The organism is Colwellia sp. PAMC 21821 (genome assembly GCF_002077175.1).
Lineage (GTDB): Bacteria > Pseudomonadota > Gammaproteobacteria > Enterobacterales > Alteromonadaceae > Cognaticolwellia.
In genome coordinates this window covers 2,926,185-2,940,820 of record NZ_CP014943.1, presented here as the reverse complement: position 1 = coordinate 2,940,820, position 14,636 = coordinate 2,926,185, and the positions used below count along the sequence as shown (strand labels likewise).

12 protein-coding genes are annotated in these 14,636 nt (G+C 38.0%); 4 read left to right on the top strand and 8 right to left on the bottom strand.

Going from position 1 to position 14,636, the window contains the following annotated elements; genetic code table 11:
- Positions 1-100 precede the first annotated feature (100 nt).
- Both A3Q33_RS12515 and A3Q33_RS12510 read left to right on the top strand, forming a co-directional pair.
- Positions 101-460 carry a PilZ domain-containing protein gene (locus tag A3Q33_RS12515; RefSeq protein WP_081180242.1) on the top strand — a complete coding sequence of 120 codons (360 nt, stop codon included), beginning with the start codon at positions 101-103 and terminating at the stop codon, positions 458-460.
- 36 nt (positions 461-496) lie between these two features.
- Positions 497-994, top strand: a complete 498-nt coding sequence (locus A3Q33_RS12510) for a glycine cleavage system transcriptional repressor (protein ID WP_081180241.1) — start codon at positions 497-499, stop codon at positions 992-994.
- 330 nt (positions 995-1,324) lie between these two features.
- Here the strand turns inward: A3Q33_RS12510 and A3Q33_RS12505 are convergent, their stop codons facing one another.
- The 4 genes from A3Q33_RS12505 to A3Q33_RS12490 all read right to left on the bottom strand — a co-directional run bounded on the left by A3Q33_RS12505 (position 1,325) and on the right by A3Q33_RS12490 (position 5,759).
- Positions 1,325-2,284, bottom strand: a complete 960-nt coding sequence (locus A3Q33_RS12505; protein ID WP_081180240.1) for a PstS family phosphate ABC transporter substrate-binding protein — start codon at positions 2,282-2,284, stop codon at positions 1,325-1,327.
- Between the two features lie 277 nt (positions 2,285-2,561).
- Positions 2,562-3,857, bottom strand: coding sequence for a phosphate regulon sensor histidine kinase PhoR (phoR, locus tag A3Q33_RS12500; protein WP_081180239.1), 1,296 nt, complete (start codon positions 3,855-3,857; stop codon positions 2,562-2,564).
- A gap of 10 nt (positions 3,858-3,867) precedes the next feature.
- A complete protein-coding gene (phoB, locus tag A3Q33_RS12495) occupies positions 3,868-4,569 on the bottom strand; it encodes a phosphate regulon transcriptional regulator PhoB (protein ID WP_081180238.1) in 702 nt (233 codons plus the stop codon).
- Between the two features lie 263 nt (positions 4,570-4,832).
- The gene (locus A3Q33_RS12490) at positions 4,833-5,759 is read right to left on the bottom strand and encodes a porin (RefSeq protein ID WP_081180237.1); all 927 of its coding nucleotides are present in this window, start codon (positions 5,757-5,759) and stop codon (positions 4,833-4,835) included.
- 331 nt (positions 5,760-6,090) lie between these two features.
- Between A3Q33_RS12490 and A3Q33_RS12485 the strand changes: the two genes are divergently transcribed.
- Both A3Q33_RS12485 and rdgC read left to right on the top strand, forming a co-directional pair.
- On the top strand, positions 6,091-7,842 hold the full coding sequence (locus A3Q33_RS12485; protein ID WP_081180236.1) for a sensor histidine kinase: 1,752 nt from the start codon (positions 6,091-6,093) through the stop codon (positions 7,840-7,842).
- Between the two features lie 114 nt (positions 7,843-7,956).
- Positions 7,957-8,877 (top strand): recombination-associated protein RdgC, encoded by a 921-nt coding sequence (gene rdgC / locus A3Q33_RS12480; protein WP_081180235.1) that lies wholly within the window; start codon positions 7,957-7,959, stop codon positions 8,875-8,877.
- 89 nt (positions 8,878-8,966) lie between these two features.
- Here rdgC and A3Q33_RS12475 read toward each other — a convergent pair whose 3' ends face one another.
- The 4 genes from A3Q33_RS12475 to ptsP all read right to left on the bottom strand — a co-directional run bounded on the left by A3Q33_RS12475 (position 8,967) and on the right by ptsP (position 14,451).
- The gene (locus A3Q33_RS12475; protein ID WP_081180234.1) at positions 8,967-9,806 is read right to left on the bottom strand and encodes an HDOD domain-containing protein; all 840 of its coding nucleotides are present in this window, start codon (positions 9,804-9,806) and stop codon (positions 8,967-8,969) included.
- A 491-nt stretch (positions 9,807-10,297) separates the two neighbouring features.
- Positions 10,298-11,131 (bottom strand): thymidylate synthase, encoded by an 834-nt coding sequence (locus tag A3Q33_RS12470; protein ID WP_081180233.1) that lies wholly within the window; start codon positions 11,129-11,131, stop codon positions 10,298-10,300.
- Positions 11,132-11,331: 200 nt separating this feature from the next.
- On the bottom strand, positions 11,332-12,126 hold the full coding sequence (locus A3Q33_RS12460) for a sulfite exporter TauE/SafE family protein (RefSeq protein ID WP_081180231.1): 795 nt from the start codon (positions 12,124-12,126) through the stop codon (positions 11,332-11,334).
- A 45-nt stretch (positions 12,127-12,171) separates the two neighbouring features.
- A complete protein-coding gene (gene ptsP, locus A3Q33_RS12455; protein WP_081180230.1) occupies positions 12,172-14,451 on the bottom strand; it encodes a phosphoenolpyruvate--protein phosphotransferase in 2,280 nt (759 codons plus the stop codon).
- Between the last annotated feature and the right edge of the window lie 185 nt (positions 14,452-14,636).

Genomic DNA, 14,636 nt, shown 5'->3' with positions numbered 1-14,636 from the left:
AGTTAACAACAAGAAAAAGGCATCTTAATCTATTAATTAAGGTGCCTTTTTACTAAAAGCGAGCTATGCTGAATAAATCACTTTGCCATAATTAAACACTATGCAGAATAGACGTCAATTTACTCGAATACTTTTCTCTCTGCAGGCCGAATTAGCAATAGAGCAGCACGTATTTAATGTGAAGATTACTGATATCTCATTAAATGGCGCTTTGCTTTCCTTAGACACTAAAGGGCTAACCCTAAAAGGTATGCGCGGTGTCTTGTCATTTCAATTAAACGATACCGACGCCAAAATCGTGATGAACGTCACTGTAGCTCACCAAGAAGTTGATGTTATAGGTCTTCGATGTAATGGGATTGATATTGACAGTGTTAGTTTATTACGGCGTTTAATTGAGCTTAATCTCGCAGACGATGAGCAATTTCATAAAGAGCTATCCCAGCTAACCCATACTTAATACTCTCAACTCTAACTAAATTTCAAAGGATTTAACATGAATCACCTTATTATTTCTTTTATCACCGCTGACCGCCCAGGCATAGTAAAAGTTTTGTCCGATCTGATTTCTGAACATAAAGCTAATTGGAAGAAATCTAGCTTGCATCAAATGTCAGGAGTTTTTGCCGGTGTAATCGAAATTGCAGTGCCCGCTGAAAACGCAGAAAATTTAGCTGAAAAACTTGCTGAGCTACCTGGCTTTAAAATGCAAATAGAGCATGTGCAACAGCAAGCATCAACACCTGAAACTTTGCTAGTTTTAGAGTTAACAGCAAATGATAGAGCGGGTATCGTACAAGAGATATCTTCAACTATTCATCATCATGGTGGTAACTTACTTAAATTAGTAAGCACACAGGAAAGTGCCCCGCATGCGGGTCATGAATTATTCAAAGCAAAAGTGACTATTTCGGCTGAAAAAAACAATATCGAACCCATGATTGATGCGCTTGAAAATTTAGCTGATGACCTGATGGTAGATATTTCTCGATAATTTCAAGGCCCCTGCATTGCCTAAATGGAACTAGGTACTTAGCTTTTGATTGAACATCGCTGCTCTTTCACATCCATGTGACCGCAGCATACCGTTCGTCCTGAACATCGCTGCTCTTTCACATCCATGTGACCGCAGCATACCGTTCGTCCTGAACATCGCTGCTCTTTTCACATCCATGTGACCGCAGCATACCGTTCGTCCTGAACATCGCTGCTCTTTTCACATCCATGTGACCGCAGCATACCGTTCGTCCTGAACATAAAAAGTCCGCAATTATTACTGATTGCGGACTTTTTATTTTGTTGCTCGAGGTTTAATCTACAGACTTTATAAACCTAACTTTGTAAACTCTTTGGCTACAACTGAAGCAGGTAAAGGAATATAGCCATCTTTCTCAACTATGCTTTGTCCTGATTTTGATAAAACCATTTTCAAAAACTCAGCTTCCATAGGCGCTAAAGGTTTGTTTGGGTGTTTATTTACATAAACATATAAAAATCGTGATAATGGATACTTTTTAGAAATGGCATTTTCCATATTAGCTTCAATATAGTTTTCACCTTTTTTAGCCAGTGGTAATGCTCGTACACCCGATGTTTTATAGCCAATACCTGAGTAACCAATGCCGTTTAACGATGCAGAAACTGACTGAACAACCGAGGCTGAACCCGGTTGCTCGTTTACGCTATTTTTAAAATCACCTTTACATAACGCTTTCTTTTTAAAGTAACCGTAAGTACCTGATACGGAATTACGACCGTATAACTGCACATCTTTACCCGTCCAGTCACCGGTTAAACCTAAATCGCCCCAGCGATCAACATCTTTAAGCGCGCCACATTTACGATTATTAGAAAAAATCGCATCAACCTGGTCAATGCGCAGACCTTTAATTGGGTTATCTTTGTGTACAAATACCGCTAAAGCATCAATTGCTACACGAACAGCCGTGGGTTTGTAACCGTAACGTTTCTCGAAGGCTTCAATCTCACGTGACTTCATCTTACGGCTCATAGGCCCAAGGTTAGACGTAGCTTCCGTTAAAGCAGGTGGCGCTGTTGAAGAACCTGCAGCTTGAATTTGTACATTAACATTGGGATACGTGCGCTTAAACTCTTCGGCCCAAAATGTCATCATATTGGCTAGCGTGTCAGAGCCTACAGACGAAACATTGCCTGAAACTCCGCTAACTTTCTTATAGGTTGGTAAATCATTATCGACTGCTAATGCAGAAAAATTGATAAGGCTAGATAAACCAATAACGCCTAATGTCCGTTTTAAACTCATGTTACTCTCCGGTGAGGAATATAATTAATTTGAGAACACTATAGAAAGTGAATATGACAATAATAAGTAAAGTTTGTGACACTTGTATGACAGCACTAAAAATTGCTCGTAGTTTAGAACATTCCAATCATATTTAACTAAAGTAACACGGCCAAATTTAGCTAAAGTAAACGGCCAACAGTGATGATTTAGTGCCTGTTGATAGGTTTATTTTTAAGATTCAACTTTAAAAAAGATGCGTTTTAGGATGAATAGCCAATGCGGTTGCACTGGCCAATTATTCAGATATTTCAGGGGTAAAGTAAATAATAAATTCACTACCGTTTTGCCACTCACTTTCGATAGAAAGCTCACCATGATGATGATTCAACACATGTTTAACTATTGCCAAACCTAAGCCAGAACCACCAGTATCACGCGACCTAGACTTATCGACACGGAAAAAGCGCTCTGTTAAACGATTAACATGCTCAGGTTTAATACCTGAGCCATTATCTTTAACACTAAAGCGTATTTTATTACCGTCGTTTCGAAGCGAAATATCTATAACACCATTGTCTGGGGTATAGGCGATAGCATTAGCAATTAAATTCAAGCACGCGCTTTTTAATTCGTGTTCATTGCCATTAATACTTAAATTCGGCGAAATATCATTGTTAATACTGTGATTTTTATCTTGGTTTAGCCACTGCACCTCTTCGAGTATTGATATAATTAAACGCGACAAGTCGACTTGCTGATGATTGTTGGCATCGACATTATTCTCGACCCTAGATAGCACCAACAATTGCTCGACTAACCTGTCCATTCGAGACACTTGTGTTTCAATCGTGGTAAAGGCTTTTTTCCAATGTGGATCCAGTGCAGTTTCACTTGCTTGCACCATTTCAACATAACCTCGTACCACGGTTAATGGCGTTTTTAACTCATGAGAGACATTCGCGACAAAATCGCGACGCATTTCTTCTAGTCGTTGAATATTACTGATGTCACGCGCCAATAATAAAATTTGATCACTGCCGTAAGTCATCATGCGCAGTTCTAGCTGTAATTCGTTATTAATTGGGGAAACAATAAGGCATGGGCTATCGTAATCGCCGTCTTCTAAATATTTAGAAAATTCTGGAAATCGAATCAAATTATCAATACGTTGACCAACATCTCCAGGCCAACGTACACCTAAAAGTTGAGAGGATTTTTTATTTCCCCATAAAATAATGAGTTCATTTGACAGCACTAACGCCCCATCGGGCAATGCTTCGGCACCATCGCGAAATTTTCTAATTCGCTCATTTAATTGCTTTTGCTTTAAACGTTGCTTACGAATTCGGCGGTAAAGACCATCGTATATTCTGCCCCAAACCCCATTGGCTTGCGGGGGTGAAATTGATTTACCTTGCCACAGCCACTGAATTAATTTAAATAAATGACTGTAATGCCAAGCAAGCAAACCTAGTGAAACTAGACAAACAACAAGAAAGGTTTGACCGAGCAAATAACCAATAATGGCGCTGGCAAAAAGTAAACCAAAAATACGAGTTATAAGCGCGCGAGCTGAAATACGAAAATACATAAATTAGCCATTAACCTGAGGTTTTAATTTTGCCCGAAAAGCGGTAACCAGAACCACGAACGGTCTGAATGAATTCTTCATGCCCTTCGCCTGAAATAGCTTTACGTAAACGTCGAATATGAACATCAACCGTTCTATCCTCAACATAAACATTAGTGCCCCATACATTATCTAGTAATTGCTCTCGGCTATAAACACGCTCAGTATGGGTGAGAAAAAAATGTAACAAACGAAACTCTGTTGGCCCAAGCTCAAGGGCTTTATCGTTAATTGACACACGATGCGCTACGGGGTCTAACGTAATGCCATGAAAGTCGATTGACTCCTCCAACGCGGTTGGTGCAACGCGTCGAATAACGGCTTTAATACGTGCAATTAATTCTTTCGGGGAAAAAGGTTTAGTAACATAGTCATCAATACCAGCGTCAAAGCCTTTTACCTTATCATCTTCATCGGCTCTGGCCGTTAACATAATAATGGGAATAGAGCGTGTATACTCATTCTGTTTTAACGATATTGCTAACTTAACGCCCGTACCACCCGGTAGCATCCAATCAAGTAAAATCAAATCGGGATAAGGTTCTTTAATTTTTGCTTGTGCTTGTTCTATTGTTTCAGCCTCTATGGCATTGAAACCATTTTGCTCTAAAACGAAGGTGATCATTTCTCTTATTGCCGTATCGTCTTCTACAACCAAAATTTGTCTATTCATGAATCCGTCCTAATAGCCTAATCGCATAATCGCATAATGAACATTGTGATAAATAAATATGACAGTTTCATGACAACGGCAGAAATATACTTAAAATCCCTTAATTCAACTAGAAATTGGCCAGCTAGAAATTGGCCAACATCATGATCGACGATAGCAAACAATTAGGCAAGAAAAAAGCCGCTCAATGCGGCTTTAATAACATATTAACTTAAACGTAATCGCTACTAATATCGATTACTTGCGTAGCTTCAGCGTTAATATTAAAAGTTGTATTCAATACCCGCAGCCAAGTAATCTTGATCTTCGCCACTGTCCATATCAAAAGTAGTATAGAAAGTGTATAACTTAGTACTTTTCGCTAATGAATAATCTGCGCCAACAGTAATACCTGATTTATCGTCGCCATTTTTAAAGTCAGCAGCTTGATATTGGCCTTTAAAAGTTAGCTTATCCATTTTGTATTTAGCCGATACCATGAAACCATCCATTTCATCGCTACCGTCTACTTTTTCTTGGGTTTGCAGCATTGCACCTAGTACAACACCTGACACTTTACCTTGCACTGTTGCACGCGTAATGTCGTAACCGTTTACATCTGAATCAACAGCAACAGAAGCAAATAAATTTGTTTTTTTCAATTTAGCGTCACCGTAAAATACCGCAACTGAAACACCATCTTCGGCATCAACAGCGTCTTCTGCGATATAAGTTACACCTACTTGAAAATCACTAAATTTAGGCGATTTATAAGAAAGCGTATCTGCCATACGGTTTTCACCTTTCCATAAGCTTTTAATATCACCGTTTAAATCGCTGAACACATCAACTTTGCCTTGTGACTGTTTAAGCATAGTGTCATTTTTACCCAGTAAAACTTCACCAAAACTGCCCGCCAAACCTACATATTGGTTACGATCTGTAATACTATCGCCTTTAGCACTATCGCCATCTAAATCAACCTGGAACTCAGCTTTATATAAAACCGTTAGGCCATCGCCTAAATCATGTGAGCCTTTTAGACCAATGCGAGAAGCATTGCTTTTAACTTCTGTGAACGATCCTTCACCTTCATCAGAAGATTGCAGAGAAAGATTTGCTTTACCGTAAACTTCAACATCAGCTGCAAATGCCGACAATGATAAAGAAGACAATAAAACGACAGCGATTTTGTTGTAAGTATGTTTCATGTTGTTACCTTTATAAATTTAAGTATGGCTAAAAATTAATTGCGGCTATATTGCCAAAGCTTTATGACACTATTGTGACACCAAAGAAAAATTTCTCACCATTTTACCAAAAATATAATTAATATTGATTTTTGTTCACAACTACAGCAAGATTTCAATCTGAAACATGGCTAAATTACCGGCATTCCCGTATATTTGATGTTTAATACTAAGAAGATAGTATATCTCTAATTATCAATTTATTGATTAAAAGCAGCTGTATTTTAAAAAAAACTTTTAACCCGATTGAAAACCGCTAGAATCAAGAAACACTAAATAAAAGAAATATTTAATGAAAGCAACTAGCCTGTCACGGAAATTACTAACACGCGTATTGTCATTTTACTTTGTCCTGACATTTATCGTAACTTGCGTGCAGATTGGTGCTGAGTACATCAATACCAAAAATCACATTGCTAATGAGCTATTAACGCTTGAAAAAACCTTTAGTGGCAGTTTAACCCGAGCGGTATGGGAGCTTAATACCCAGCAAGCAGTCACAATAGCAGAAGGTTTAGTTGCTATTCCCATGATTAAAGGTATTACGATTACCGATGAAAATAATCAGCTTATCGCCCAACTGGGCATATCAGCCGATAAAGAAACCCTTTTCCTAGAGTCGATTGACGACGAGGACAATAACCGTAAATATTTTAACGTTACCTCACATGGCTCAGGTTTATTTGGTCATGGTTTCCCATTGATATTTGAATTTTCAGGTCGTACTACTAGAGTTGGTTCAGTCACTCTATTATCTAGCAACGAGGTTATTTTTAACCGCATACAAGTCGGTATATATTTTCTTATCGGTAATGCAATGGTTAAAACAGCCGCCTTGGTATTATTGTTTTCTTTAGCCTTTTCAAGCCTTTTAACTAATCCACTGAATGAACTGACAGAACAAATCAATCAATTTGACATCGATGATCCTGAAGCCTCTAAACTGCATGTAATTAACTATGAAAATAACGAATTAAATATTCTGCAAAATGCTTACAATAATTTAATTGATGAACTGGTCGCTTATAAAGAAAAGCTCGCTTTAGCACAAACCAAAGTTATAACCGCTAACAGTAAACTTGATGAACAAAACTTGATGCTTGAACAAGAAGTGGCCCGTAAAACGTCTTCACTTAGTACCACCATGCTGAAAATGGAAATGCAGCAACGCGAGTTGTTAGATCAACAAGCTAAACTGCAAGCAGAAAATAGCCGCAGAAGCATGACAGAAAAAACCCTGCTAGAAACAAATCACGAATTAAAAAGCTCTATTATCGCATTAAAAAAAGCCCAAGAGCGTTTGCTTGACGCCGAAAAGATGGCGGTACTTGGTAGTATGTCAGCAGAAGTTACTCATGAAATAAATACCCCAATAGGTGTCAGTATAACGTCCACGTCTTATCTGGCAGATTTACTGACTAAGCTAAAACTCGACATAGAACAAAATAAACTCTCCAAACGAGTGCTTAATGACTTTACCGAGCATTCTGAGCAAGGGCTTAATTTAGTGTTAAATAACCTAGAACGTGCATCTGAATTAGTTTCTAGCTATAAGCAAGTTGCGGCAGACCAAATCAGTGAAAAAATTCGACAGATCAATCTGGCCAAGTATATTGATGAAATCATTCATTCATTGCAGCCAAAACTAAAAAAAACTAATCATAGCATTAAGGTAGATTGCCCTGATGACGCTGAAATATATTGCCATGCTGGCGCTATTTCTCAAATTTTCACCAATCTGATCATAAATTCAGTCATTCATGGCTTTAAAGACATAAATCACGGTGAAATCACCATATTAGTTAAAATAAACGGTCAACATGTTCATGTAATATATCAAGACAACGGTCATGGTGTATCTGACGAACAATTAATACATCTCTTTGACCCATTTTACACCACAGCAGGAAATAGAGGCGGTACAGGCTTAGGTACGCACATAGTTCATAACTTAGTAAACGACACCTTAAATGGTAGTGTCAGTGCCAGTTCGACACTAGAAAAAGGCCTAATTTACGATATCAAGTTTGATAATCTGCGATGAGTGGACAATAAGTTACCTCTATTAGTTTAAGGCGTGCGTGATGCAAGTAAATACGGTAATATAGCCCTCGTTTTTCAATTATTCGCCCACTTTTAAGGGCATAGGATTATTTTAATGTGGTTTAAAAACCTATACTTTTTTGCCTTTACTCGCCCTTTTGAATGTTCTGAAGAAGATTTAGAGAAACAATTATCTGAGCATTTATTTACTCCTTGTGCCTCTACTGAGCAATCTCATTTTGGCTGGGTAAATGCATTAGGTAAGCATGGCGATACAACTGTTCACGCGGTAAACGGTAACTACTTGTTATGCGCACGTAAGGAAGAAAAAATTCTTCCCGCTCCTGTTGTAAAAGACATGATCGAGCAAAAAGTAGCGCAATTAGAAGCAGAACAATCACGCGGCGCCACTAAAAAAGAGAAAGAACAGTTTAAAGAAGATATTATTTTTGAATTACTACCGCGAGCATTTTCTCGCTATAGTGATACTCGTGCTTATATCAACTCTGTTCATAACATTATTGTTATCGATACCAGTAGTCGCGGCAAAGCTGAAGACTTTTTAGCGCTGTTACGTAAATCACTTGGCACTTTACCCGTAACAACGCCGTCACCAGAAAAAGCCCCTGATGAATTAATGACTGAATGGTTAGTAGAAAGTAACTTGGGTGCTAACTTTCAATTAGGTATGGAGGCAGAGTTCAACGCCTTAGGCGATGACGGTGCTGTAGTAAGAGTTAAAAACCAAGACCTCACTAGCGAAGAAATTAAAGCACATTTAGATGCCGACAAATATGTTGTAAAAGTGGCCCTAGAGTGGGATGAATCGTTGTCGTTTATATTATGTGACGACTTGGCAGTGAAACGTCTTAAGTTTTATGACGTTATTCAAGAGCAAAATGACGACATTGATAGTGACGACGTAGTCGCCAAACTTGATGCTGACTTTGCCTTGATGGCAGGCGAATTAAACCGATTTATAGACAATTTATTGGCTGAATTTTCACTTAAAGCAAGCGATTATTTAGAAGCATAACTATAAATGAATAAAGTTAGTTGTTAAAAAAGGCGCTGAATAGCGCCTTTTTAGTATATATTTACATGTCGCTTTCGCCGGTTATAATTTTAAAACATCGCTCTAGCTTTTACTAACACGTCACTAAATTCTGCTGATGCCATAAAATTTAGCTTGGGTAAAATACCTTTATCAACATAGCTTCTAAGTAAAAAGTCTCTTGTAGATTCATTTTTAAAAATTTCATGATACACAGCTCCCGCTCGAATGAAGTCGATATAATGCACATCTTTTGGCAAAAAGCTCAAATCGTTCCATGACAACACTAATTCAGTATAGTCTTCTGAAAATCCCCAAGCTTTTGTCATTTCAGCACCAATGATATGGGAAAACTTAACAATCGCTTTATTTAAAAATGCCGGTTTAGCAAATACCGTTGGATGACCTTCCGCTTCAGTTAATATTGGCAAAACACCAATATTATGTATAAGTGCGGATAAAGTTAAAGTTTCTAGGGTAAGTGGTGTTTGTTTATTCTTTTGTAAATATATCGTCATAAGTGCGATTGCAACCGAGGAAACAGCTACGGTTTTTTGCCACGAACTTCGCATATACTCGTCAATAACAGGGTTGTCAGAGACAAACATTTGTTCAACGGCCATCGCCGTAGCTATGCTTTTAATTTGTCTTAGGCCAATACGAGTAACAGCTTTGCTAACCGACTCAGTCTTAACTTCTCGCCCATATGCAACACTGTTCGCCACCTTCAACATACCTAATGATAATGCTGCATCGTGGCTAATAATTTCACTCATTTTTCCTAAGCTAATTTCTGGATCATCTGCGGCTTGTCTAACTTTCAAAGCAACTTCTGGTAAGGTAGGTAGCACTAAAGCATCTTGTCTAATTTTTTCGACGAGTATGATATAAAGTGCGTTTTCAGCGCCCATAAACTTTCCTTAATATTAGCGTTTACAAATACAGCGATTAATACAGTACATTGAAATTTAAGCAATTAGAAGTATAATTTTCATCCCTCTATTTTCATCTAAATGCTATTAACACAAATATATAATTGATCTATTGTAAATGAGGATAAATATTTAAGTACACCTATTTACTGCTCTAAACAAAACATACACACCAGCATAGACCAAAATATTTACCGATGCCGTGGAGCCTTACACTTACATGGATTTAAGTCATTATAGGTCACACAGAAGCAATTACCGAGATGGCTAGGAGCAGCCTTGTAGGCTTCGCAGATATGTAGGCCATTTTGAAATGATGGATTACTTATATCAATTGATACGATAAACATGGTGAACATAAAGTTGTATATAGAGAATTAATGATTTTCGTCTGATTTTTTAGCAAAAAAAAGAGCGCGCAATACACTCTTTTACTGAAAATGTTGTTGAAACTCGATTATGACAAAAGTCTATACTGAAATAGCAGCTTTAATATGCGGATGAGCTTGATAGTTTTGTAGCTCAAAATCTTCAAAAGTAAAATCAAAAATACTTTTAACTTCAGGATTAATCCACATATTTGGCAATGGTAAAGGCTCGCGTGATAATTGCTCATCAACTTGTTCAAGATGGTTTAAATACAAATGCGCATCACCAAAGGTATGTACAAAATCTCCTAACTGCAAATCACAAACTTGCGCAATCATCATGGTAAACAAGGCATAACTTGCGATATTAAAGGGTACTCCAAGAAAAATATCAGCACTTCTTTGATATAACTGACAGCTTAACTTGCCATTTAAGACATAAAACTGAAACAAGGTATGGCACGGCGGCAAAGCTTGTTTACCTATTGCAGCATTAGCATCAGGGCTTATTGATGTATCAGGCAATAACGCGGGGTTCCACGCGGTAATAATATGTCGACGTGAGTCTGGATTATTTTTTAAATCATCTATAAGTTGTGCTAATTGGTCAATTGTTTCGCCGTTCTGCGCTGGCCAATTACGCCATTGTACGCCATATACAGGACCAAGTTCACCTTCTTCGGTTGCCCAAGCATCCCAAATTTTTACGCCATTTTGCTTTAAATAGGCAATATTAGACTCACCTTTAATAAACCATAATAATTCATGAATTATCGATTTAAGATGACATTTTTTCGTCGTTACTAACGGAAAACCTTTCGAAAGATCAAAACGCATTTGATGACCAAATATACTTTTAGTGCCAGTGCCCGTACGATCAGATTTTTCAACCCCTTCGTCTCTAACATGGCGCATTAAATCAAGATATGCTTTCACTAGGTTTTCCTTTAACGTTATTTATAAGAATAGATAGTTGATGCCAATCGTAACATTAGAACAAAAATATTTACTACGGATCTACAATACTTGCAGTTTATCAGTACTTGGCATTATTTGGCATGAATTTGTCGGAAAAGTTATGTCTGCTTATTGGCAGCTAGGCAAAATTATTCGAATGGACGTGTGTGTTTTTTTCGCTAATACCACATCATTTTAATGGCAACTAACATCAAAAATATTGCGAAGCCTTTTTTCAAATAAGGTAAAGTCAATTTAGCCCCCGCCTTTACACCAATTGGCGCGAATAAAGACGAAGTTAAAACAATCCCTAATAAAGCCGGCAAGTAGATATAACCGATACTCCATGGCGGCAGGTCGCTTTGCCCTAAACCAATAAAGATGTAACCCAAAGTACCAAATAAAGCGACAATAATGCCACAAGCTGTCGCAACACCTATAGCTTGTCGCATAGACAATGAGCAATACATTAAAATAGGTACCAATATTGCCCCGCCTGCAATCCCCATTAAGCTTGCTAGCACGCCAGTAAACAAGCCAATGAACTGTAACCACCATTTTGAGGGTAACGGCACGCTGCGCTCGACTTTAATAGACAAAAACATGTACAGCGCTAAAATAAGTACCGCACTAGAAAATATAATTGTTAACGCCTTTAATGACAGCAACCCTGCAAGAACAGCACCCAGTACAGCACCAATTGCCACCGTTATCACAAGGCTTTTTGCTAGTGGCCATGGAATATTACCATTTTTATGATGGGCAAATGCAGCCGACGTAGAAGTAAATATTATAGAAGCTAATGATGTTGCAAGCGCCATAGGAAAGGCAAGTTCAGCACTTATGCCCAATAATGGTAATAAATAGACTAAAACGGGCACTATAATTAGCCCGCCACCAATACCGAGTAGGCCGGCAAAGAAACCAACAATAGCGCCCAACAAGGCACAAGCTAAGAAAACACTAATAAACATCAAAATTACTCAATGTAAAGTGGCACAACAAAAGCCTTGGGAAATTTACTGTAATCTCGCATGAACAAAGTCTCCTAAACCTAATTTAACTAACTGCTCATGCATGTAACTGTGAACACTGGCGGTAGTTGTAAAGCTCAATACTTGCGCTAAAATTTGTTTTAAATCGTGATACTCAACATGACGAATCACCCATTTAACTTTTGCTAGACTGTGTGCACTCATACTTAAATTTGTATACCCCATTGCTATAAGTATAAGCGCCCCTGTAGGTTCATTTGCCAACTCTCCACAGATACTTAGAGGTACATTTCGCTTTTTGCTTTTTTGTGCAATATAGTACAGCGAACGAAGGACGGCAGGATGGTAAAAATCATATAAACTCGCTACACGGCTATTATTACGGTCTACAGCTAATAAATACTGCGTTAAATCATTACTACCGACCGAGAAAAAATCAACTTTATCGGCTAAATCTTCAAGTTGAAAAATAATGCCAGGCACTTCGATCATCACACCAACTTTTGGCCTAACTAAGACGTCACTTTCATTACAAAACAATTCCGTTGTTAGTTCATAATACGCTTGATTAATAAGCCTAATCGCTTCATCTACTTCAGTAATACTTGAGATCATGGGTAACATTATAGCTAAGTTACCCAAACCATGATTAGCTTTCATCATCGCACGTATTTGTACTAAAAATATTTCCGGGTGATCTAAGGTAATACGAATTCCACGCCAACCTAAAAAAGGATTCGCTTCAATAATGGGGAAATAAGGTAACGATTTATCACCACCAACATCTAGAGTACGCATAGTGACAGGCTTGCCTGCAAATGACGCTAACACTTCTCTATACAATGCAGTTTGCTCCGCCTCAGACGGAAAACAGCTACGGTTCATAAATGGGATTTCAGTGCGATACAAACCGACACCGTCAGCACCAACATTTTGTGAGTATTCAAATCCCGCAGATAACCCTGCATTTATCAGTAAGCTCACGCTATGACCGTCTTTTGTCGACGCAGGTAAATGCTCAGCCTCTTTTACTTGTGCGTTCAGTAAATCTTCTGCGGCTAAAATATGACGATACTCTTTAATCAGCGCATCACCGGGGTTAACATATAGTTGATAAGCGTAACCGTCTAAAACCGCATTTTTTTTATGTAACTGACGAATGGCGAGGTAATCAACCCCCATAATCGCAGGGATATTCAGCGCTTTCGCAAGAATGGCGGTATGAGAATTATTTGAGCCGGTTATTGAAACAATACCTAATAAACCAAGATGTTGATATTCAGCAAGCATCGACGCACTGACATCTTCTGCGACTAATATGAATTGTTTAGGTAGCTGTTGTTCAAGCCCGTCCATATTTTTAATGTTATTTAATAAGCGATTACCTAAATCTTTAATATCATAAGCACGCTCACGTAAATATTCATCGTCTAAAGCTTCAAACTGCATAACATAGTGGTCAACGACCAGTTTGAGTGCACTTTGAGCATTCCAGCCTGACTGAATTTTAGCAATCACTTCAATTTTAAAATTATCGCCTTCAATCAACTGTTTATAAACATCAAAGATATCGAGGCTGCTATCTGTTATTATTGCTTTTAACTTCTCACTCATCTGAGAAAACTCAGCGATTGTCCGACTTACTCCGTCATTAAAAATAGTTAACTGCTGCTCACTATTACTGACTTTCTCAACCGCTACAGTAGATAGATCAGCTTTGGGATACACAACAACCATCTCACCAATAGCAACGCCTGGAGAACCGCCTATTCCAACAATGCTTTTACCTACACTTTGATTACTATGGTATAAATCTATCATACCTTGCGCTTCAACACTGGCTAATACCGTTGCAAGTTGTGCAGACAGAGTAACCAAAAAGGCTTCTTCATCTTCATTAAAAACGCGGGCTTGTTCTTGTTGTACTGTTAATATGCCCAAAACTTTGCGTTGATGAATAATCGGCGTTCCTAAAAATGCCTTAAAATTTTCTTCTTCAACTTCTGGAGCATGAATAAAATTTGGATGTAAACAGGCGTTGGCAATATTGATTGGTTCTTCACGTTGTCCGACTAAACCAACAAGCCCTTCAGTGAAACCAATACTCGTTCGACCAAAAGCATTCTCGGCTAAGCCATTAGAGGCCATTAAAATGAAGTGTTGTTTTTGGTGATCGGCTAAGTATACCGAACAACATTGAGTGGAAAGCGCAGATTTAACCTGACTAACTAAGCGTAATAATGCCTCATCAAGCTCCGAAGCTTGACTAAACTCTAGAACAATTCGACGTAAAATAGTGAGCATTACCGTCCCTTTAAATTAGTTCTTTTTTATGCATATTGATATCATACAAACTAGTATGATTGAATTGGCTTGTGCTTATAAAGCACAACTTAATGATGTTAGTTATATTATCGTTGCAAACTAAATAACTTTAAACTAAATAACTTTAAACTAAATAGCTCACCGAAGTGAGCTATTTTACAAGT

Coding starts and splice junctions, on each gene's coding strand:
- A3Q33_RS12505 (WP_081180240.1), bottom strand. CDS start 2,284: ATGAGTTTAAAACGGACATTAGGCGTTATTGGTTTATCTAGCCTTATC.
- A3Q33_RS12490 (WP_081180237.1), bottom strand. CDS start 5,759: ATGAAACATACTTACAACAAAATCGCTGTCGTTTTATTGTCTTCTTTA.
- rdgC (WP_081180235.1), top strand. CDS start 7,957: ATGTGGTTTAAAAACCTATACTTTTTTGCCTTTACTCGCCCTTTTGAA.
- A3Q33_RS12475 (WP_081180234.1), bottom strand. CDS start 9,806: ATGGGCGCTGAAAACGCACTTTATATCATACTCGTCGAAAAAATTAGA.
- phoR (WP_081180239.1), bottom strand. CDS start 3,857: ATGTATTTTCGTATTTCAGCTCGCGCGCTTATAACTCGTATTTTTGGT.
- A3Q33_RS12510 (WP_081180241.1), top strand. CDS start 497: ATGAATCACCTTATTATTTCTTTTATCACCGCTGACCGCCCAGGCATA.
- ptsP (WP_081180230.1), bottom strand. CDS start 14,451: ATGCTCACTATTTTACGTCGAATTGTTCTAGAGTTTAGTCAAGCTTCG.
- A3Q33_RS12515 (WP_081180242.1), top strand. CDS start 101: ATGCAGAATAGACGTCAATTTACTCGAATACTTTTCTCTCTGCAGGCC.
- A3Q33_RS12485 (WP_081180236.1), top strand. CDS start 6,091: ATGAAAGCAACTAGCCTGTCACGGAAATTACTAACACGCGTATTGTCA.
- A3Q33_RS12460 (WP_081180231.1), bottom strand. CDS start 12,126: ATGTTTATTAGTGTTTTCTTAGCTTGTGCCTTGTTGGGCGCTATTGTT.
- phoB (WP_081180238.1), bottom strand. CDS start 4,569: ATGAATAGACAAATTTTGGTTGTAGAAGACGATACGGCAATAAGAGAA.